Annotated in this window: 23 protein-coding genes, 1 tRNA gene and 1 pseudogene; 5 read left to right on the forward strand and 20 right to left on the reverse strand. The window is 61.0% G+C overall.

Annotated features, from left to right (window positions below):
* Positions 1 to 2: 2 nt before the first annotated feature.
* On the reverse strand, positions 3 to 206 hold the full coding sequence (locus K6117_RS11655) for a helix-turn-helix domain-containing protein (protein WP_221795087.1): 204 nt from the start codon (positions 204 to 206) through the stop codon (positions 3 to 5).
* Between the two features lie 125 nt (positions 207 to 331).
* Here K6117_RS11655 and K6117_RS11660 point away from each other — a divergent pair, with 125 nt between their 5' ends.
* From K6117_RS11660 to K6117_RS11670, 3 genes are all read left to right on the forward strand, one after another.
* Positions 332 to 1168, forward strand: a complete 837-nt coding sequence (locus K6117_RS11660; RefSeq protein ID WP_221795221.1) for a hypothetical protein — start codon at positions 332 to 334, stop codon at positions 1166 to 1168.
* A gap of 108 nt (positions 1169 to 1276) precedes the next feature.
* Positions 1277 to 1777 carry a zinc ribbon domain-containing protein gene (locus K6117_RS11665; RefSeq protein WP_221795222.1) on the forward strand — a complete coding sequence of 167 codons (501 nt, stop codon included), beginning with the start codon at positions 1277 to 1279 and terminating at the stop codon, positions 1775 to 1777.
* 225 nt (positions 1778 to 2002) lie between these two features.
* Positions 2003 to 2155 (forward strand): hypothetical protein, encoded by a 153-nt coding sequence (locus tag K6117_RS11670; RefSeq protein WP_221795224.1) that lies wholly within the window; start codon positions 2003 to 2005, stop codon positions 2153 to 2155.
* 468 nt (positions 2156 to 2623) lie between these two features.
* On the opposite strand, the gene K6117_RS11675 is transcribed toward K6117_RS11670, so the two are convergent.
* Positions 2624 to 3352, reverse strand: coding sequence for a TetR/AcrR family transcriptional regulator (locus tag K6117_RS11675; protein WP_221795227.1), 729 nt, complete (start codon positions 3350 to 3352; stop codon positions 2624 to 2626).
* A 382-nt stretch (positions 3353 to 3734) separates the two neighbouring features.
* Between K6117_RS11675 and K6117_RS11680 the strand changes: the two genes are divergently transcribed.
* A complete protein-coding gene (locus K6117_RS11680; RefSeq protein WP_221795229.1) occupies positions 3735 to 5375 on the forward strand; it encodes an FAD-dependent oxidoreductase in 1641 nt (546 codons plus the stop codon).
* A gap of 340 nt (positions 5376 to 5715) precedes the next feature.
* On the opposite strand, the gene K6117_RS11685 is transcribed toward K6117_RS11680, so the two are convergent.
* The 16 genes and pseudogenes from K6117_RS11685 to fliE form a co-directional block, all read right to left on the reverse strand.
* Positions 5716 to 5789 (reverse strand) — tRNA-Cys (locus K6117_RS11685).
* An 88-nt stretch (positions 5790 to 5877) separates the two neighbouring features.
* Complete coding sequence (locus K6117_RS11690; protein ID WP_221795231.1) at positions 5878 to 7023, reverse strand: EscU/YscU/HrcU family type III secretion system export apparatus switch protein; 1146 nt, start codon at positions 7021 to 7023, stop codon at positions 5878 to 5880.
* 2 nt (positions 7024 to 7025) lie between these two features.
* Positions 7026 to 7805 (reverse strand): flagellar biosynthetic protein FliR, encoded by a 780-nt coding sequence (gene fliR / locus K6117_RS11695; protein ID WP_425514713.1) that lies wholly within the window; start codon positions 7803 to 7805, stop codon positions 7026 to 7028.
* Positions 7802 to 8071, reverse strand: coding sequence for a flagellar biosynthesis protein FliQ (gene fliQ / locus K6117_RS11700; RefSeq protein ID WP_221795234.1), 270 nt, complete (start codon positions 8069 to 8071; stop codon positions 7802 to 7804). Before fliQ ends, fliR begins: the two co-directional genes overlap by 4 nt.
* 1 nt (position 8072) lies before the next feature.
* A complete protein-coding gene (fliP, locus tag K6117_RS11705) occupies positions 8073 to 8855 on the reverse strand; it encodes a flagellar type III secretion system pore protein FliP (protein WP_221795236.1) in 783 nt (260 codons plus the stop codon).
* The gene (locus K6117_RS11710; protein WP_246605060.1) at positions 8848 to 9120 is read right to left on the reverse strand and encodes a flagellar biosynthetic protein FliO; all 273 of its coding nucleotides are present in this window, start codon (positions 9118 to 9120) and stop codon (positions 8848 to 8850) included. Before K6117_RS11710 ends, fliP begins: the two co-directional genes overlap by 8 nt.
* Complete coding sequence (gene fliN, locus K6117_RS11715; RefSeq protein WP_221795239.1) at positions 9117 to 9446, reverse strand: flagellar motor switch protein FliN; 330 nt, start codon at positions 9444 to 9446, stop codon at positions 9117 to 9119. Before fliN ends, K6117_RS11710 begins: the two co-directional genes overlap by 4 nt.
* Entirely contained in the window at positions 9439 to 10383 is a 945-nt protein-coding gene (locus tag K6117_RS11720; RefSeq protein WP_221795241.1) for a FliM/FliN family flagellar motor switch protein, read from the reverse strand. Before K6117_RS11720 ends, fliN begins: the two co-directional genes overlap by 8 nt.
* A complete protein-coding gene (locus tag K6117_RS11725; RefSeq protein WP_221795243.1) occupies positions 10380 to 11006 on the reverse strand; it encodes a flagellar basal body-associated FliL family protein in 627 nt (208 codons plus the stop codon). Before K6117_RS11725 ends, K6117_RS11720 begins: the two co-directional genes overlap by 4 nt.
* A gap of 22 nt (positions 11007 to 11028) precedes the next feature.
* Entirely contained in the window at positions 11029 to 12582 is a 1554-nt protein-coding gene (locus K6117_RS11730) for a flagellar hook-length control protein FliK (RefSeq protein ID WP_221795246.1), read from the reverse strand.
* Positions 12579 to 13004 carry a hypothetical protein gene (locus K6117_RS11735; RefSeq protein ID WP_221795248.1) on the reverse strand — a complete coding sequence of 142 codons (426 nt, stop codon included), beginning with the start codon at positions 13002 to 13004 and terminating at the stop codon, positions 12579 to 12581. Before K6117_RS11735 ends, K6117_RS11730 begins: the two co-directional genes overlap by 4 nt.
* A pseudogene (locus K6117_RS11740) lies at positions 13001 to 14332 on the reverse strand (FliI/YscN family ATPase). Before K6117_RS11740 ends, K6117_RS11735 begins: the two are co-directional and overlap by 4 nt.
* Entirely contained in the window at positions 14329 to 14937 is a 609-nt protein-coding gene (locus K6117_RS11745; RefSeq protein WP_221795249.1) for a FliH/SctL family protein, read from the reverse strand. The pseudogene K6117_RS11740 and the gene K6117_RS11745 overlap by 4 nt, the downstream one beginning before the upstream one ends.
* Positions 14930 to 15964 carry a flagellar motor switch protein FliG gene (fliG, locus tag K6117_RS11750; RefSeq protein WP_221795252.1) on the reverse strand — a complete coding sequence of 345 codons (1035 nt, stop codon included), beginning with the start codon at positions 15962 to 15964 and terminating at the stop codon, positions 14930 to 14932. The genes K6117_RS11745 and fliG overlap by 8 nt, the downstream gene beginning before the upstream one ends.
* The gene (fliF, locus tag K6117_RS11755; RefSeq protein WP_221795254.1) at positions 15957 to 17618 is read right to left on the reverse strand and encodes a flagellar basal-body MS-ring/collar protein FliF; all 1662 of its coding nucleotides are present in this window, start codon (positions 17616 to 17618) and stop codon (positions 15957 to 15959) included. The genes fliG and fliF overlap by 8 nt, the downstream gene beginning before the upstream one ends.
* Before the next feature lie 3 nt (positions 17619 to 17621).
* Complete coding sequence (gene fliE, locus K6117_RS11760; RefSeq protein WP_221795256.1) at positions 17622 to 17948, reverse strand: flagellar hook-basal body complex protein FliE; 327 nt, start codon at positions 17946 to 17948, stop codon at positions 17622 to 17624.
* A 296-nt stretch (positions 17949 to 18244) separates the two neighbouring features.
* Between fliE and K6117_RS11765 the strand changes: the two genes are divergently transcribed.
* On the forward strand, positions 18245 to 19057 hold the full coding sequence (locus tag K6117_RS11765; RefSeq protein ID WP_221795258.1) for a flagellin N-terminal helical domain-containing protein: 813 nt from the start codon (positions 18245 to 18247) through the stop codon (positions 19055 to 19057).
* Positions 19058 to 19160: 103 nt separating this feature from the next.
* Here K6117_RS11765 and K6117_RS11770 read toward each other — a convergent pair whose 3' ends face one another.
* The gene (locus K6117_RS11770; protein WP_221795260.1) at positions 19161 to 19289 is read right to left on the reverse strand and encodes an entericidin A/B family lipoprotein; all 129 of its coding nucleotides are present in this window, start codon (positions 19287 to 19289) and stop codon (positions 19161 to 19163) included.
* A gap of 75 nt (positions 19290 to 19364) precedes the next feature.
* Positions 19365 to 20108 carry an SIMPL domain-containing protein gene (locus K6117_RS11775; protein WP_221795262.1) on the reverse strand — a complete coding sequence of 248 codons (744 nt, stop codon included), beginning with the start codon at positions 20106 to 20108 and terminating at the stop codon, positions 19365 to 19367.
* Positions 20109 to 20178: the final 70 nt, after the last annotated feature.

A 20178-nucleotide genomic window follows, 5' to 3' on the forward strand; every position in this document is an offset into this window, starting at 1 on the left:
CCTCAGTCCAGCAGTTCCCCTGCGGATGTCTGCAGGCAGGTAGCAAGCTTTTCCACAATGGTGATTGTCGGGTTGCGGGCACCGCGCTCGAGGTCGCTGATATAGGTGCGATGGATGCCGGCCTCGAACGCCAGATGCTCCTGACTCCATTCCTTCTGGTGACGAAGGCGCCTGAGATTGGCGGCAAGACGAAGTCTGATATCCACGCCTGAGGAGTGCGTGGATGTCGACAATCAATCTACAGACGATAAGTGACAATTGACTTGACTTGTGCACCCGTATCGAGCGCAATGCCTGTTACTTATTGTCTACAATTGATCGGATCAAGCGCATGGACCATGAACAGTCGGAAGGTGGCCAGGAGATCGCCCGGGTCGATATATGGCTGGTCATGGCCATTGCCGTCTTCCCGTTCCTGTTCGTGTGGGTGCTGTTGTCGAAGCCCTATAGTGTCGCCATCCGATTGCTGGGATTTGCATGGCTGATCCTCGCGGTGATTGGACTTGTCGTGATGCAGGGTCGCAGTCCGGCACCTCGTGCGGGCGCAACCATGCCGCCGGCGTGGCAAACACAGCGTAAGTCGATCCCTGCTCAGTCCAGTACAGCGGTCCTGAAATCCGACGTGCCGCCGGCCCATGCCAATTATCGCGCGGTGCTGGCGAGGGAGGTGGCGAGCCTGAAGCGTGATGGTCGACTGGAACTGGCGGGTGATCCGAAGTCCGCGGTGAAGTTGGCGGCCGCTCTCTTTGTCGCGACTGGCGAGATATACCAGCAAGGAGAGCTGTTCACGCTGACGGACGAGGACAAGGCCCTGCGTGCCGAATATGCCCGGCGTGCAAGTGCCCTTCAGGCAGAGGCATTGCCGCGTGTGAGGACGCTGCAGGCCAAACTGTACAGCAAGGGCCTCTGGTCAGAGGATATCAGTGTGTCCAGCTTCGGGCCCGGCAGCCGCAACATCAGGTTTACTGGCGGACTGTTCTTTGCCAACCGCAATATCCAGTCCATCCATGAGGATGTTCGCGGCACCATGGAGACGCTGCGGTTTAAGCGGGCTGATTTCCTCGCCTATCCCGGCGGCAGAGGCGCTACCTATACCTATCGGCCAGTACCGGACACGGCGCTCGTCGTGATCAGGAGCGGCCATTACACCATCGTATGGGATCGCTGATCCGGGATCGAGCGGCGATCCATCATGGGCTCGGCATCCCGTGGTGGCGCTTCGGCAATGGAACAGGAATGCTGGCGTAACAGGCGCCAGATGCAAGGGGGATGACGAATGTGGGATTTACCTTGTCCCGAGTGCAGGAAGGTTATCGCGGCTGAAGCGGCCATCTGTCCGCACTGTCAGTACGCGTTCAGCGATGCCGAGATCGAGATCCGCAAACGACGGGTGAACACGAAGACCGGCATCATGGTCGCGCTCATCCTGCTGCCACTGGCATATTGTACCCTTGTGCCGGACAGCAAAAAGGAGCCTGACCCGGCACAGGTCGTCCGGCAGGCAGAGGATCGTCGACTTGGTCAGCACTGCCTGAATGATTGGAATGGTGGCAACAGGAGTCTGATCGAGCAGGTAAAGGCCGTGCTGCGGGACCCCGACTCGTTCGAACATGCGGCCACCCGCATCGGACCGCTCGACGGGAACGGGAGCCATGCGATCGCCATGCAATACCGCGCTCGCAACGGCTTTGGTGGCATGAATGTCCAGCAGGCGATCGGCATGATCAACAGCAGTGACTGCAGTGCCACGCTGATCTCCGCGGATATCAGCCGCTGATACTCGCGCAAAGATGAAGACAACCCTTGAATATAAAGAGGGCGCCCGGATGCAGTCGGACTGCCCTCAGCCTCAGCAATCAGGAAGTCCAGTCGCGAAAGTCGATCCGTTGAAAAGCTGCATATGGACTTCCGCACAGACACGAGCATGTGTCGTCCCATGCACGAAACACCTTTCGAGAACGAACTACTGGATATGGCTGACCGACTATGCACTGTCGTGGGCATGATCATGGAAGACCACCATTTGCTGGCGGTCTCTTCATCTACAACAGAGACTGCCGCGAAGCTCCAGGATATTGAGCAACTCGCCACAGCAGTCCAGAACATGACTACCCTGATTGCGGCCGCTAAGGTGCTCACGCGATTGGGCGGATAAATCCTGACCTAGTCCCGTCAAACTTCTCGCTATCAAGCCGCCCGATTCCAAATCCGTCGATGCAGAATTCGCCACAGAGACTCTGGCTGAAATCACCTCATTTAAGCGTATATTACTGCAATATCTTCAGTCTCTTAAGAGAAAATTAGGTGCCTCATAATGGCGCAAGCGCCGGAAACTCCGGGATAAGTCTCCATACCGCAAGTTATTGTTATAAAAGGAGAATGTGTCTGGAGGGGCAAGTCGGAATCGAACATGCGCTGTTGGAATTGTTATTATATTATCCGTTCAGATACTTACATGACAAAAATGCGCGCTCGAATGACCGATTATGCCCGAAATAAGCTGCTTTTGAGCTTGTGCTAGTACTGGTGGCTGCCCACCATCCACGCAGGACGCTACCTTTCGTCTTTGTCACCCGCACCTGCGGTTATCATAGCAATCATCCCAGCCTTAGAAAACACGCGCTCAGGACGACAGCGCCGATCCATCCGGTGTGCGCAAATGATTTAGGAACATTGTTACCATCTTATGCTCGATTGCCGGGTCGGTAAGAATGAATGATGATGCGACCGGACCGGTTGGTTGGATTGATACGCGGGCAAGGCAACTGATCAGGTCATGATAGAGCATCGCCGCCGCCCGAATGTCTGGTTGCCGAATTTGATCCGCGTGCGCCTGTAGGACATCGCCAAATCGTATCGCCGCATGGCGGTTGAGATCACCGACCTGTTGCGCGATTTGCGCGTTGTTCGATCGCGCCGCGTCAGCAAGAAGAATAAGTGCGGCATCCTGCCTGAACGCCGAAAAGATGAGATCGGTGTAAAATACAACCACCTGTTCAAGGCTAGAGCCTTGGCACGATTCCTCGGAGAACATGTCGTCAAATTGTTCGCGGCGGCTGCGATAATATGCGGCCAGGATCGCCTGCAAGATCGCCTGCTTATCTTCGAACCTGCCATAGATCGTGCCTATCGATACGCCCGATGCCTCGGAAATGGCAGCGATGGTCGCCTGCGTGAAGCCCTTATTACAAAACAGGGTGATCGCCGCTTCCAAGATCTTGCTCAGGGTCCGGCGACTTCGGTCCTGTTGCGGTGCCAACAGCCAATCAGATGCCTGCGACCAAAGGATTACCTCTGCTGGCAGCAGGTGGGGGGCTTTCGTGCCGGGCTTCCGGCGGAGGTCAGTCGACATGATTGAAGCGCGCTTCCGAAATAGGCGACTAAGGATGATCCCATCGCCTGATCTTGCATAGCAAATTCCGTCTTGGGGCAAGGGCTTGCTGCAACCGCCCTATCCAAACCATCAGGCTATGATCCTCTCAGCAAACAGATAACAATCCGAATACAGATTCGGATATAGGGCATAAGCCCGGCCGGTCCGATTGTCTTGATGGTGTGAGCCATCAATGTCGAGGAAAGAGGAATGACCTTCGCCGGACCGCCACAGGAACGCATCGCGCCTGAGAAGCGTATCACGGCGCATGGCCGCCGTATGACAAATTTCAATCCACTGATCATCCGCCGACAGCCGTCCGTTCGGACCGTCTCACCCCATCTCCTACAGGGATAAGCACATGGAAGAATATGATATCGTCGTGCTGGGCACCGGCGCTGCCGGGTTGACGGCCGCCATCACCGCGCATGAATGCGGTGCGCGGGTATCCATCATTGAGAAGTCTGAGCTGGTAGGCGGCACATCGGCGTGGTCAGGCGGCCAGATCTGGATTCCGAACAACCGGCAAATGGCCGAACTTGGCAAGATCGACAGCGCCGAAGCGGCGTTCACCTATCTGATGTCGATGTCGAACGGGCTGATTGATCCTGTAATGGCGCGGGCTTTCATTGAAACGGGGCCTGAAATGGTGGCGTTTATGGAGCAACGCTCGCCCGTCCGTTTCATCAGCGTACCCGATTTCCCCGACTATCATCCCGAACAGCCCGGCGCGAGCCGGGAGGGAGGGCGCACGCTCGAATGTCCGCCATTCCCCTATGGCGAACTGGGCGGGTGGAAGGACAAAGTGACAGTGTCGCCCTATTGGCCGGATAATTACATCACTGTGGGCGAGACGACTTTGTGTCAGGCGGTACCGCAACCGCTGGACATGGACTTGCGCCAGCATCGTATCGACAATGACGAGCGCGGCCTTGGTCAGGCGCTCGTCGGGCGCCTGCTGCGCGGCTGTCTCGATCGCGGCATCGAGCCGGTGGTTAGCACACGGGCGGTGGAGCTAGTGATGACCGATGGCGCGGTGAGCGGCGTCGTCGTCGAGACGCAAGGCGAGCACCGGACCATCTCCACGCGCAACGTCATCTTGGCTACCGGTGGTTTTGAGAATGATACCCAGCTTGTCAGGTCGTTCCTGCGCGGTCCCCTGAATATCAGTGTGAGCGTGCCTACAAATACTGGCGACGGCTTAAGGATGTGCATGCGCGCCGGCGCGATGCTGGGAAATATGCGCGAGGCATGGTGGATGCCCGTTGTGGAAGTGCCGACAACGCCGGTGGGCATACAGCTCTTCACCGCCGAGCGAACATTCCCTGGATCGATCATGATCAACCGCGCGGGCAAGCGCTTCACGAATGAGGCGGCAAACTACAATGCCTTTGGTGCGGCGTTTCACGTGCAGGATACCGGCAGTTGCAGCTTCGCCAACCTGCCGTGCTGGGTGATTTTCAATGTCGATTTCTACCGCAAATATGGTTTCGCCGGCGGCTATGGCGATACGCTTGAAGGCACAGCCGGCATTCCCGACTGGTTGATGAGCGCCGATACGCTGGCCGAATTGTCGGAACGGCTTGGGATACCCGCTGATGCGCTGGAAGAGACAGTCGCGACATGGAACCGCAACGTGGCCGCTGGGCATGATCCCGATTTCCATCGCGGGGCGAGCTATTATGATCGCTGGTGGGGTGATCCCAATCTCAGGGGCAAGGTGGAGGCCACGCTGGGCGCTATCGGCGAGGGACCTTACATCGCCGTCGAGGTGAAGAGCGGTGCTCTGGGGACCAAGGGCGGCCCGCTGACCGACATCGACGCGCAAGTGCTCAGCGTCGACATGGAGCCGATGACCGGCTTGTATGCCGTAGGCAACACAATGGCATCGCCGATGGGCATGACCTATGGCGGCGGTGGCGGTACGCTGGGGCCAGCAATGGTCTTTGCCTATCGCGCTGGACGCCATGCTGCGACCCGCAGTGATCGCGCCAAGATTTAAATGCATGGCAGTTGTTAGGTTGAGCCTCTGAATGGGAGAGCGATTCCGTGCTCAGCAGCATTCGACGGACTGAATTAAGGTATGGGAACGGCCACTATGTTAGCGCTGCCTGTCGGTTCGGGGCAGTCTAACTACGCGCCACCACCCCGCTCGAATTCGAATCCGTCGATGCAGAATTCGCCGCAGAGACTCTGGCTGAAACCACCTCATTTAAGTGCATATTTCTACAATATTTTCAGCCTCTTGAGAGGAAATTAGCCGCCTGATAACGGCGCAAGCGCCGGAAACTCCGGGATAAGTTTCCATGCCGCAAGTTATTGATATAAAAGGAGAATGTGTCTGGAGGCCCGAGCCGGAATCGAACCGGCGTGCGCGGATTTGCAGTCCGCTACGTCACCACTCCGCCATCGGGCCTCGCATGCATGCGGCATGGCATGGTGTGCCGGTCCAATGAGCCAAGTCGCGCGCGATGTCAACGATTCAAGCAAGGCCGTGCCGTGATTTAGCGTCCGGCCTGTGGCCGGCCATGTTCGTCGAAGTGCTTGGCCGAGGGGACATTGACCTGTGGCATCGGCATCGGGCCGCCCATCGCCGCATCCAGCCGGAACACGAACGACAAAATCGTCGCCACCGCGAGGAACAAATCTTCCGAAATCACCTGTCCCGCGCGCGATGTGAAATAAATGGCGCGGGTGAGCTGCGGATATTCAAGCGTCGGAATATGATCCTTGCGCGCCAGTTCGCGGATGGCGAGCGCCACCTCGCCCCGCCCGCGCGCGACCACGACCGGGGCCGCATCAATGCCGGGGCGATAGCGCAGCGCCACCGCGAAATGGGTCGGGTTGGTCAGCACGACCGACGCCTCAGCCACCGCCTTACGGGCCGATCCCGCCAACAACGCGTGCTGGCGTTGGCGTTGCGCCTGTTTCAATTCGGGCGCGCCCTCGCTTTCGCGCATTTCCTGCTTCACCTGTTCGCGCGACATCCGCAAACGGCCCATGCGCTGGAATATCTGTATCGGGACATCCACGCCTGCGATCAGGACGATGCCGATCACCAGCGCCATCACCACCTGCGCCAGCATCTGCCCCATCACCCGGATCGCGCCGGACAAATCCTGCATCGCAAGTGCGGGAAGCATCCGCATCGCATCCGACACGAACCACCAGCCAATGGCCCCCAGCAACAGCGTCTTGGCCAAAGCCTTGCCCAATTCCATCAGGCCATGCATGCCGAACATGCGCTTCAGCCCGCTCATCGGGTTTATCCGGCTGGCCTTGAAACCAATGGCCGAACCGCGAAACCCAGCCGAACCGAGCAATAGCGGGCCAGCAATCGTCGCGAGCAGCGCCATCAAAAACAATCCGAACAACGGCCAGATCACCGGGCCAACCAGCCGCAATAACCGCGTGCCGGGAGCGAAATGGGCAATATCCCCCGCCCGCACCGACAGGCCCTGACGCAACAATTGGGCGCAGGCATCGACAAAAGCCGGTCCCAGCAACACCAGCCAGCCCGCCGCCGCCGCCATCACCAAGGCAATGCCAAGCTCTTTCGATTGTAAGACATCGCCCTCTTTCGCCGCCTCGTCGCGGCGTTTTTGGGTAGGGGCTTCGCTTTGCTGATCCTTATCCGGCGCGTCCGACATATTCAGCCCCGCGCCAAGCGAGCGGCGAATTCAAGCGCCGCCGTCAATGTGCGGGAAATGCCTTCGGCCATCGCGGGCAATGTCGCCGCCATCAGCACGATCCCGGCGATCAACGCCACCGGCATGCCGACGGCAAACAGGTTCAGCGAAGGGGCGGACCGGCCAATAATCCCCATGATAACCTGCACCAGCACCAACGCAAAGCCGACCGGCAACGCAATCGACAGGCCCGCCGAAAACACCAGCCCGCCAAATTGCACCAGCCCCATCAAGGCATCGCGCGAGGGCCATGCGCCGCCCGGCGGCACCGCTTGATAGCTCTCAGTGATGATCCGCGCGAATTGGAGATGGCCATCGGTCGCGAAAAAGAGAAAGGTCGCAAGGATCGTCATCAACTGGGCGACCGCCGGGCTGGAATGGCCCGCAATCGGATCATGCATCGATGCAAAGCCAAGCCCCATATTGTTACTGACAAGCTCGCCCCCCAACAGGGCAGCGGCAAAGCCGATCTGCACGGCAAAGCCAAAGGCAAGGCCGCAGACCACCTCGCCCATGATGAACAATAGCCCCGCGACCGACACGATCCCGGCAGCGGGCGGCGCGACACCGGCCAATGTCATGCCGGGCAGACCAAGCGCCACCGCAATGACAAGGCGCAACACCACCGGCACGGCGGGCATGCCGAATACAGGTGCCGCCAGAAACGCCGCGCCGGGCCGCAGCAATGCGAGCATCAGCGACAATAGCATCGGTTCCAACGCGGCAAGGCTATGCGGGATCAACGCGCCAGATCCGGTATCCGGTCGAACATTTCCCGCGTGAAATCCATCAACAACACCAAAATGCTGCCCCCGAAAATGGCGAGGCACAGGGCCACGATAATCAGCTTGGGGACAAAGGACAGGGTCGTCTCGTTGATCGAGGTCGCTGCCTGAACCATGCCCAGCACCACCCCCGCGATCAGCGCGGGCAACAGGATCGGGACAGAGGCCAAGGCCAGCACCCATAAGGCCTGCTGCGCGATGCCGATGAAATAATCGGTGTCCATCTCAGCTCACCTGAAACGAGCCAGCGAGCGACCCCATGGTCAGCGCCCAGCCATCGACCAGCACGAACAACAGCAGCTTGAACGGCATGGAAATGATCGTCGGCGACAACATCATCATGCCGAGCGACATCAGCGCTGTCGCCACCACCAGATCGATAATCAGAAACGGCAGAAAGATTAGAAAGCCGATCTGAAAGGCGGTCTTCAACTCGCTCGTCACAAAGGCCGGAACGAGGATCGAAAACGGCACATCCTGTGGCGATGCGAAGGGCTGTGCATGGGCGATCTTGGCGAACATCCCAAGATCTGTCCGGCGCGTCTGCGCCATCATGAAACCGTGCAATTCATGGCCCGTCACGGCCACCGCCTTATCGATCCCGATTTGCTGCGCCTGATATGGTCCCAGCGCCTGCATATTGATGCGGGAAATAACCGGCTGCATCACGAACATCGACAGAAACAACGACAGGCCGACCAACACCTGATTGGGTGGCGTCTGTTGCAGGCCCAAGGCCTGACGCAATATCGACAGCACGATAAGGATGCGGGTGAAGCTCGTCATCATCAGCAATAATGACGGCAGGATCGTGAGCAACCCCATCAGCAACAGCAATTGCAGCGACAGGCTCAACGGCTTGCCATCGCCCGATAGCGATGCAAGCGCGCCGCCCAATGTCGGCTCCGGCGCGGGGGATGCTGCCCAAACGGGCGATGCCACACATAGCCCCGCCAACAAAATAGGCAGCAGCAGCGGCAACAGCGGCAATAATGGCCGCTTAGTCATGGAAATCGCCCAGCGCCTGTTCGGCCAGCAAGCTGATCTGCCCGCGCGATACGGCCAGCAATAATTCGCGCCCGTGGAAATCGACGACCGCCAATTTGGCCTGCGGTCCCATCGGCACCACCCCGACCACCCGGGCCGGACGCATATCCTTGCCCGTAGTCGGCAGGCCCATCTGCATTTTGCGCCACAGCCAGAGCGAACCCCAGGCAAGCCCGCCCACCAATGGCAACAGGATCAACAAGCGCAGGATATAATCAAACATCATGAACGGCGCTCCATCCCGACCATGCGGCGATCGGGCGACACGACCTCGACCACGCGAATGCCATAACGACCGTTGGTGGCGATCACCTCGCCCTTGGCGATCAGCGTGCCATTGGCGAAAATATCGAGCAGATCATCAGCTTCGCGATCAAGCTGGACCACGCTGCCTTCCGACAGGGACAGCAATTCAGACAGCCGGATCGACGCCGACCCGACCTCCACCGACAGCCGCAATGACACCCCGGCCAGCAATTCCAGATTATGGTCCGGCGCAGGGGCTGCCGTCACGATATCGGCAACATTGGGGATTTCAGTCATGTCACTCATGGCGCAATAATCCTTCAGGCAAAGAGGGCGCGGTGGTCGGTTCGATCCGGGCGATGCGAATGGCGGCATGGCCATTGGCTTCACCCAATGTCCCATGGGCAAAAATGCGCTTGGCCACGGTCACGGGAATGAATTGGGGCAGGGTGATCGGAATGATGTCGCCCACCTGCAATGTCATCAATTGTGACAGCGGCAATTCAGGCCGGGTAAAGACGGTCTTGACCGGCAGCCGCACCTGCATCAACGCCGCCAACATGCGGTCGCGGGCGGCCCGGTCGATACGCGGGGCCGGGGCCTCATTGGGGTCGCGCGCCAGCACCGGCCATGCCGATAATTGCGTCATGCCGAACACAAGTTCGAGGTCATGCCTGCCCAGTGCGTCACAGCCAAGTTCAAGCGGCTGGACAATGACCGGGTCATCGGCGCGGCACAGCGCCAGTCGCGATATGTCCGCCTCAACCATCGCGCTTTCGGCCCGCAACTCGGCGATAGGACGCCATGCGGCGGCCAGCACCCGGCAACACTCATCCGCCAATCGTTCCGCCAGCCGATATTCCGCCGCCGTTAATTGCGGGCGCGGCGCACAGGCCGCGCCATCGCCGCCGTAAAAAAGGTCGACCAACCCGATCACCAACGGCACCGGCACCATCAAATAGGCGGTGAGCTTGCCATTGGCGAGGCTGCAATGCAGTGCAATCCGGTCGGCAGCGACACTCGCCTGCCAGTCCTCGAACCGCAATTGACGTAACGCATCGGCCCGGATCACCGGCGGCATATTGGCAATGGCGGCGATCTGGTGGCGCAGGCCCAGATTAAACCGTTCAATCACCGGACCGAGCCCGGGCAGGGCCGCGGGCTGGCCATTGCGCCGCACCAGCGAAATCGCCAATGGCGCATCCGCCGCCGCATCCTGATCCAGACCCGCAGCCTTGTTCATTGAATCACCAGATTGGTGAAATAGACATTGTCGATGCCGCCAAAGCCTTCCTTCTCGCGCAGGATATGGTTGATCGCGTCCGTCAGCTTGCGCTGCAATTCATGCTTGCCCTGCACGCTCGACAACACCGTCGCATCCTGTTCGGACAGCACCATCAACACGGCGGATCGGATCGGCACCATCTGGCGATTGATATTGGCGATCACCTTGCCATCGAAATAGGTCGCAAGGCTCAAACCGACCTGCACAAAACCGCTGCCATCCGACAGATTGGCGGTGAATGTCTGTTCGATCGGGAAATAGGTCACCTCATATTCGCGCGCTTCCTTGGGCGAGGCATCGGTTTTGGTCGTGATCGTACCGATTTTGGGTTCGGGGGCTTTGCCCTCCCCGCCTTCGCCGCCCGCTTCCGCAGGTTCTTCGCTGCGCTTGACCAATTTGGGGCGGTTGGGGTCTTCCGGTTCATGCTTGGCGACCATGCCGCTGCCGGTCGCATACAGGCCCGCACCCACGCCCGCACCCAACAGGATAATCGCGCCGATACCGATCAACAGAAACTTCTTCGCCTTGCCTCCTTTGGGCTTTGCATCCGCCGTTTCATCCTTGGTCTTTGCCTTGCTCATTCTTCATTTCCTCATGATCGGATCAGGCCACCCGGCGATGGGCATCGGCATCCGGCACAACCGACTTGGCCTCGGCCTGTGGCGCGGACTGATCGCCGTTCAGATCAAAGGCGCGACCTTGCTGCCGAGACGTGTCTTGCTGGCCGCTATTGGCCTGCGCCATATTCTGGCCCTGCTGCTGGCCCTGATTGTGTTGCTGGCTCTGGTGCTGATTTTGGCCGGTTTGCGTGCCAACGGATGCATCCGCGACGCGCACGCCTTGCTGGCGCAGGTCTTCCATCAACCGGGGCTGGGCATGAGTGATGATCTGGGTCGCCTCTGCCGTTTCGGCATCAAGCCGGACCGAAAGCCCTGCCTCGACTTGCTGTAACGTCACCGCCAATCGACCAAGCTGCGGCGGATCGAGCCGGAACGACATTTTGCCATCGCTGCTGGCAGACGCCGCAATATCGCGGGCGAGGTCATGCACCCAACGATCATGCCGGGCGAGATCAAGCTGACGTTCGACGGGCGATTGCGCGGCCCCCGTATCGGCTAGAGCGAAATCGGTTGACGTCATGGCATTATCCGGGCGGGCAACTGCTAGGCCAGATGCCGTCACGACCAATGGCGACAGGATCGGTCCAGACGCGGGCGCGGTCGAGGCGGACCGACCGGACGTTGCCACCTCCTGTACGCCGAATACCAGCGGTCCGTTCTTGCCCGGCGACATATTGGGCGCGGGCGCGACGATGTCGGCCATGAAAGGCATAGGCGCATCTGGCATGGCTGGACCTTTGGCCATGTCGGCCCGGGGCGAGGCCGATTTCGCCGCCAGCACCAACGGCATCGCGACAGGTGCAGCCATATGCATGGATGCCGCATCTGATGCGCTATCGACTGACGGCGCAGGCGGTGTGGCCGCCGCTAATGCCACCCGCGCCAACGGCTGATCGCCACCTGCCAAAAATCCCGCTGCCGCTGTGTCGAACGACATCCCCTGCACGCCAAGGGCCGTCGCACCATTGGGCAATGCGCCACCCACAGGCGCGCCCCCCCCCTCATGCATCGGCATCGCCGCCATGATGTTGGCGGCGGTTACGGTTGCAGCCCTAGCCTCTGACACGGCGGATGTAGGCGCAGCTACACCCGCCGCCCCGCCCGGCATATTAGATATTGCGGATAAGGGCGACATTACAGGCGCAGCGCCGGGCATCGGCACCACGACCCCATTCAACGCCAGCAGCGCCATCGCCAATGGCTCCGTCAGAGACTCCGCCACGGTCCCCTCTGGCAATGCATCGTCCTGCGCCGCATCCGCGCCTGTCTCCAGCCCGCCATCGATTGCAGCGCCGCCGGGCAATGTGCCTGCGGGCATGGCGCCCAAAATATGCAACGCCAGCAGCGCCGCAAAATCCGGGGTGGGGGCGGTGACCATAGCCGTGGCGGCACCGGCTTCATCGGCCGCTTGCAGGGCTGTTGTCCCTTGCGTGATCGACGCCATGGCACCCGAACCCACAACAAGCCCCGACGCATTTGGGCTGGGGGCGGGCGCGGGTGTGCCCGCCCCCAAAAGGGAAGAATTCGCCATCATCATTGTTCATTTCTCCGTTTGCGCGCAGGCGCGATCCGCAGCGCATCGACGCGGCGTTCGGCCAATATTTCATCCTGTGCCAAGGCGGCGTCATGCAGCCGCGCCGCGCCATCCTCGCGGCGGGTGGCATGGTTGCGCCGCTCGGCCTCATGGTCGAACACCGCCCGCGCGGTCTTGAGCGAGACATTCAACTCATGTGCCGCTGCTTCCAGCCGCAATTGCATATCGGCCATCGCGCGGATCACGACACCGGGCTGGACCTGCATGCTCGGGACCAGTTCGGCCCGCAGCGCCTCGAGCCGGGCTGCAATCGCTTCCAGCCCTTGCAGCGTTGTCCCGGCCCGGGCCATGCGGATTTCGGCCTGTCGGCGTTCGATCATGCGGAGCCGCAGCAAGCGCGCGCGTTTCTCGGTCGGGCTGTTCATGCGCCAAAGCCTTCAATCAGCTGGGCGCGGGCCATATTATAATCGACCAGTTGTTGACGCGGTTGCGCGATAAAGCCGGTCATATCGGCGCGGCGTGCCATGGCGAGATCGACCACCGGATCGCTCCCCGCGACATAGGCCCCCATCATCACCAGATCGCGATTTTACTCATAGGCCGCCCAAAGCTGGCGAAACCGCGCCGCCGCTGCGAGATGCTCCTCATCGATCACATCGACCATGGTCCGCGACAATGACCGGGCGATATCAATCGCGGGATACACACCCTGTTCGGCCAAATGCCGGGACAGGATGAAATGGCCATCGACAATCGCGCGGGCGGAATCGACCACCGGATCGTCATTGTCCCCGCCATCGGCCAGCACGGTATAGACCGCCGTGATCGACCCGCCGGTGTCGCGATCCGCGCCCGCGCGTTCGACCAGCCGGGGAATGAGCGCGAGCGCAGACGGCGGATAGCCCTTCATCGTTGGCGGTTCGCCCAAGGCGAGGCCAATCTCGCGCTGGGCATGGGCGACACGGGTCAGGCTGTCGATCATCAGAAAGACGCGCTTGCCTTCATGGCGGAAAAATTCGGCAATGGCGGTCGCCCGCATCGCCGCCCTGATCCGCAGCAGCGGCGGGTGATCCGCCGGCACCGCCACCACCACCGAACGAGGACGCAACCGCGCATCGAGCTTGGTCTCGACGAAATCGCTGACTTCCCGGGCACGCTCGCCAATCAGGCCGATGACGACGACATCGCAATCGACCCCGGCCAGCATCTGCCCCATCAACACCGATTTGCCGACGCCCGACCCGGCGACCAACGCCACGCGCTGGCCCTCGCCCATCGTCAACAACGCATCAATCGCGCGCACGCCGACATCGAAAGGCGTCACCACCCGGCCACGGTTGAGAGGGTTCGATCTTTTGCCCGCCAAGGGCCAGGTATAACGGGTCGATACTGGTGGCCGCCCATCCAGCGGCGCGCCATGGGCATCGATCACCCGGCCCAACAGGCCATGGCCACAGGCCACAAGCCCGCCCTGCCCAATGGGCGTGACTGCCGCCCCCGATGCGAACGGCGCATCATTGTCAAAACTCTGGATCAGGCTGCGCCGACCATGAAAGCCGACGACCTCGCCTCGCACGCTGTCGCCCTGGCTGGTCGCGATCCGCACATTGGTGCCAAGCGGCTGATCCAGCCCCTCGGCCTCCAACACCTGCCCTTCATGCGCGATCAACGTGCCAATCCGGCGCGGCGCGGCATGGGCAAGGTCGATCCCCTCCAGCAATAATTCGCCCGACATCATCAGTCGCCCCGTCATGCATCGGTTCCTTTCAATCCTAATTCGGCCCGCAGGGCATCGAGATAGAGGGCGGTGCCATGTTCGATCCAACCGGCGGAGCAATCGATCCGGATCGACCCCATCTCGGCCTTGGGATCGACCATCAATGTCAGGCCCATTGGGGCCTGTTCGATCAACGCCATGTCATCCGGGTGAAGCCACAAGGTCCGCGCCGCATCGCAATCCCCGATCAATCGGGCGGCGGCCTCGGCACGACGCCGCAATTGCGGGCCGTCGATGGGGACATCACCGAGAATCTGGGTCACCAGCCGTTCGACGGTCTCGGCAATCAACTGGGCCAGTTCTTCGCTCGGCTCATTACGCAGCGCCTCGGCACTGGCGACCAACGCCAGCAAGCGTGTCCGCTCCGCCATCATCGCCGCATGGGCTTCGGCAAGGCCGTCCGCATGGCCGCGCTGATAGGCCGCGTCGATTTCAACTTCGCGCGTGGGCGCGGCGGGCGGTGGCGGAACCGGGGCCGAGGACGGCCCGCCCACATCTTGTGGCCGAAACCGGCCCATCGCCAAGGGCAAGGCGGAAATGGCGATGCGGGTCGGGCGGATCGTCTGGGTGGGGTCAGACATAATCATCCCCCGGCGCACCCAGCATGATCTCGCCACTCGCCGCCAATTGACGCGCCACGCCGACGATCTGTTTTTGCGCTTCTTCGACCTCGACCCGCTTGACGAGACCGGCCTCGGCCATTTCGTCGCGGATCGATTCCGCCGCGCGGGCCGACATCGACCCCAGCATCCGATCAATCAGCGCCTGATCCGCGCCCTTCAGCGCCAGCCCCAAGGTCGCCGCATCGACCGAACGCAATACCGCGCCCAAGGCCTTGGCATCGAGTTCGTTCAAATCCTCGAACACGAACATCTCGTCCTCGATCGCTTGCCCTAGAATCTTGTCTTTCTTCTTCAGCGATTTCAGCACCCGTTCGCCCACCGGCTTTTTCATGGTGTTGAAGATGCGGGCGACCTCATTCTTGCCGCCCAGCCGCATGCCGGGCTTGCGTCCCGGCCTGTCGGCGGCATGGGCGAGAATGATTTCCAGCTCGGCAATCGCTTCTGCAGGCACATTTTCCAGCCGCGCCGCGCGCCATGCCAGATCGGCCTGATGATTATCGTCCAGCGGCTCCAGCGCCACCGCCGCCGCCTCTGGCGTTAAGACGGCGAGAATGATCGCAGCGACCTGCGGATGCTCCTCGGCCAGGATCTCGGCGATCACCTCCGGCTCCATCCACCGCAGCATTTCCAATGTCGCGGCGCTGGAACGCGGCGCGATGGTCGCCAGAATATTATCGGCCCGGACCGCGCCAAGGGCGGCGTTCATCACGCCACGCACCCGTGGTTCGGCGGTGGCGGCCAGTTCGCTGATCTCTTGGGTCGCATCGACAAAACGACCGAGCGCGTCCTGAATCACCTCTTCGCCCGCATGGGCCACGTCCAGCATCGCCGCGCCCAAATCGCGCACCATATCCGGGTCAAGCTGACGCAGGATCGCCGCCGCATCCCCTTCTTCCAGCAACATCATCAGGATCGCCGCCACATCGCGGCCACTGACGTTCGCGGCATCCCCTGCCGCCTCGTTTGCGGGCGCTTCATCAGCCATCCTTGCGACCCTCCATCAATTGACGGACGATCAACGCGGCGCGATCAGGATTTTGACGGACGAACGTGCGGACCAATGCCGCCCGCTCTTCATAGCCGGGGGCAGCGGCGATCATATCAATCGTCACATCCTGCTTGGTAGATGCCGATGACGAAGACGGCGGCAACATGCCATCGGTCGCCGTCAACAAATTGCGCTCGATCTCTGCGGCCTCGCGCCGTTCGGCGGCGCGGGCCTTCATCGTTTTCAACATCGGGCGACCGACAAAGAACAATAATAATAACGCGACCAGCACCGCCCCGGCCTGCCGCACCAGCGGCATGAACCAAGGCGCATCCCAAAAATTACGGACTTCCGGCACCACCGGCGCAAAGGCGCGCGAATTAATCGCCACCACATCGCCGCGCTGGGCATTGAACCCGACCGCACCTTTGACCAGTGCATCCAGCGCCGCAATTTCCTGCGGCGTGCGCGGCTTCGCACCCGGCGGATCGCGCAGCGCAACCGCAACCGTCAGCCGCGCCAATTGGCCTTGCGGCTGATGAGTGACCGAAATCTCACGCCCAACATCAAAGGTGCGATCATAGGTTTCGGCCTTTTGCTGCTCGCCCGTGGCACCATTGGCGGGCGCCGTGCCACCGGGCGCATTGGCGAGATTGGTGGCAGGCGGCGGCTGGTTGGCCAGCGCACCGGGTATACCGGCGGCGGCGGACGGCTGGCCAGAGGCGTTGGACGACCCCTCTTCGCGCCGCAATGCCCGGTCATCCTTGGGATAGGTTTCGCGGGTCGACTGGCTTTCCGCCAGATTGATATCGGCATGGACTTCGGTGGTGAAATTATCGGCCCCCAAAATCGGCGACAACAACGCGATCAGGGCTTGGCGATAGCGCTCCTCCATCTTCATCTGAAGCTGGAACGCGGGATTTTCGGCCGCATCGTCCTGCGACAATAACGCGCCCGATTGATCGATGATCGACACCTGCGCCGCCGATAGACCCGGCACCGACGAGGCGACGAGATGGCGGATCGCCCGCACCTGCGCCGCCGACAAGGTGCGCCCCGGTTGCAATGTCAACATCACCGATGCGGCAGGCTGGGCCTGATCGCGGACAAAGACCGATGGCTCTGCGACCGCAAGATGAATCCGCGCGCTCTTCACCACCTCGATTCCCTCGATCGTGCGGGCAAGATCCATCTCCCGCGCACCGCGCAGGGTTTCATCCTCGACCGCGCGGCTCGATCCCATCGGCAGCTTGGCAATCAGCGCATCCCCGCTCGGCGCGGCCTTGGGCAGGCCTTGCGCCGCGAGCATGATCCGCGCGCGCTGCACATCGTCTTCCGGCACGTCGATCGTGCCGGTGCCGGTGTTGATCTCATAGGCAATGCCCGCGCCTTGCAAGGCATCGGCGACCGCCGCCTTGTCGGCATCGGCCAGACCCTGGAAAATCGGCGTCTGCGCCGGGCTTTGCAGCCCCCAATAGGCCAAAGCCGCCAGTGCCATCGCCCCCAACAGGCCAAGCGCAGGCATGGCGCGCTGGACCGCAGGCTGGCGGCTGATCTGGCGCAGCGCGGCAAACGGATCGCCTTTCATCCCGGCGCGGCCATTATCGCCACCGGATGAAGCCACCACAGGCAGGATGTCCCCGTCAGCCATCGCTTACACCGGCATATTCATGACGTCGCGATACGCAGACAGCAATTTGTTGCGGACCTGCAGGGTCGTTTCAAAGCCGATGGATGCCTTTTGCCGCTCCACCATCACCTGCACAATGTCATTGGTATCCCCGCGCTCATAGGACGCGCTCAATTCCGCCGCCTTGCTTTGCTGCGCGTTCACCGCCGACAGCGCATCGCCCATATTGGCCGCGAAGCTCGAAGCACCGCCGGTTTCCACGCCATGACCAGCCGCACGCTGCAACGCGCTGTTCTGGTTCAGGATCGTGCTGCGCATCTGCAACAGCCGGGACGAATCTATGGTGGACATGATGAGCGGTACATCTGCTTTGGTCAGGCGGAATTGCCCCTGACGCTAAAAATGCAAAGCCCGTGCCAATCAGGGGAATGGTCAGGATTCCCGCGTTTTTCGGCAGGGTCGCCAGCGCTCGGCCACCTGTCGCCAAATTCCCGACGCGACAAACCATCGAAATATAAGCGGCGCGCTAAACCCCGTGGCGGGCGTGCCGTTACTGCTGGTGAGGCTGCTCACCCGAACCTGGGCCGCCCAAGCAATATTCGGCCACGACTTCAATTACATCTTCATTATGTCGGAAAGGACTCTTTATGACCGTCATCAACACGAATGTGAGCGCACTCCGGGCCCAGAACAGCTCGCGCTCTGCCAATAGCTCGCTCTCCACCGCCATGGAACGCCTCTCCAGCGGCAAGCGCATCAACAGCGCGAAAGACGACGCCGCCGGTCTCGCCATCGCCACCCGCATGGATGCCAAGGTCCGTGGCATGAATCAGGCGATCCGCAACTCGGGCGATGGCATCTCGCTCGCACAGACAGCCGATGGCGCGATGGGCGAAATCTCGAACATTCTGGTCCGCATGCGCGAACTGGCGATCCAGTCGTCGAACGGCACTGCAACCTCGACCGATCGCACCGCCCTACAGGCAGAAGTCACGGCTTTGCTGTCGCAGGTCGGCGATATTTCGGGCCGTACCGACTTTAACGGCACGCAACTGCTCGACGGCACCGCCGATCTCGACATCCAGACCGGCACCAAGAGCGGCGAAAACATCAACGTCACCATCGCAGATGTGACGGCAAGCGGCCTTGGCGTTGACGCGGTCGATATCTCGACCGCCGCAGGTGCCGCCACCGCATTGGGACTGATCGACACCGGCATTCAAACGGTGGCCACCGAACGCGCCAATCTCGGTGCGGTACAGAACCGGCTTGAAATCACCGTCAATAATCTGACGTCCACCGTCACCAATCTGACGGAAGCAAAATCGCGGATCGAAGATGCAGATTTTTCGATGGAATCGACGAAATTGGCCGCAGCGCAGATCCTCTCCCAGGCATCGACTGCCATGTTGGCACAGGCCAATCAAAGCCAGCAGGGTGTGATGAACCTGCTGCGCTGATATAATTCTCACGCCACTCACTTACACCGCACTATATGGCCCCGGCACCATCAGGTCCGGGGCCATTTTCTCTGCGCGCCTGATCGGCCAGCAGTGAAGCCAATCAGTTCGTCGTTTTTTCGACCGCCTGGCCGACCGATTGCACATCGCGGCCCACGCCCCGCACCGTATTGCAGGCGGTGGCGAGCAGCGATGCAGCCAACAAGGTCATCAAAGCAATTTTACGTGTCATGTTCTTTTCCCGAATATTGTCCAAAACCATTCAGCCAAAAGCGCGCGCGCCATCGGCATCATGCCAATCTTTCCCTTATTCCAATTCAAACGCAACTGACACTGTCACAGATACGGCCTGTTCACCGGGCTGAATCATGGTTTCCGCCTTGTCCGCCCGCGCCGACATCGCGACCATCGGCAGCGGATAGACCGGGCCGTTGCCGCCTTCGCTCATCGAAATGATCCGCTTGACCTTCAGGCCCGTCGCCCCTGCATATAATTCGGCCCGCGCGCGCGCCTTGCGGATTGCGGCCACCCGCGCCTCATCCAGCGCCGCCTCATTATCGCTCAGGCCAAAGCTCGGTCCATTGATCTGGTTCGCGCCATTGGCAACCAGCGCATCAAGGATCGCGCCCGCCTTGGCGACATTGCGGAATATCACGCTCAGCTGATTGCTCGCCTGATAGCCGGTGATGACCGGCGGCTGCTGTTCGACATAATGATATTGCGGGCTGAGGTTGATCGATGCGGTGCGGATCGACTTGTCGTCGATCCCTGCCTTTTTCAAGGCGGCAATGACCCGCGCCATGCGCTCGGCATTGGCCGATAGGGCCGCTTGTGCCGTTGGTGCTTGCGTCATCACCCCTGCCGAAATCTGGACCTGATCCGGCACCCGCGTGATGCTCGCTTCGGCACTGACATCAAGCCGCGTTCCTATTTGCGGCCCCATGTACCGGGATTCCATCATCATCGGACCTTGCGCCGCCGCCGGACCGGCCGCGATCACGCTCGACACAATGCACGTCAGTCCCCAGACTTTTTTTCTTGCTTTCACCATGATTTACGCCTCCCGACATGCCATGATCGCGCAGCTATGGCCCGATCCCCAACATCCTCTTTGCAGCATC

Source organism: Alteraquisediminimonas sediminicola (assembly GCF_019740335.1).
In the GTDB taxonomy this organism is placed as follows: domain Bacteria; phylum Pseudomonadota; class Alphaproteobacteria; order Sphingomonadales; family Sphingomonadaceae; genus Alteraquisediminimonas; species Alteraquisediminimonas sediminicola.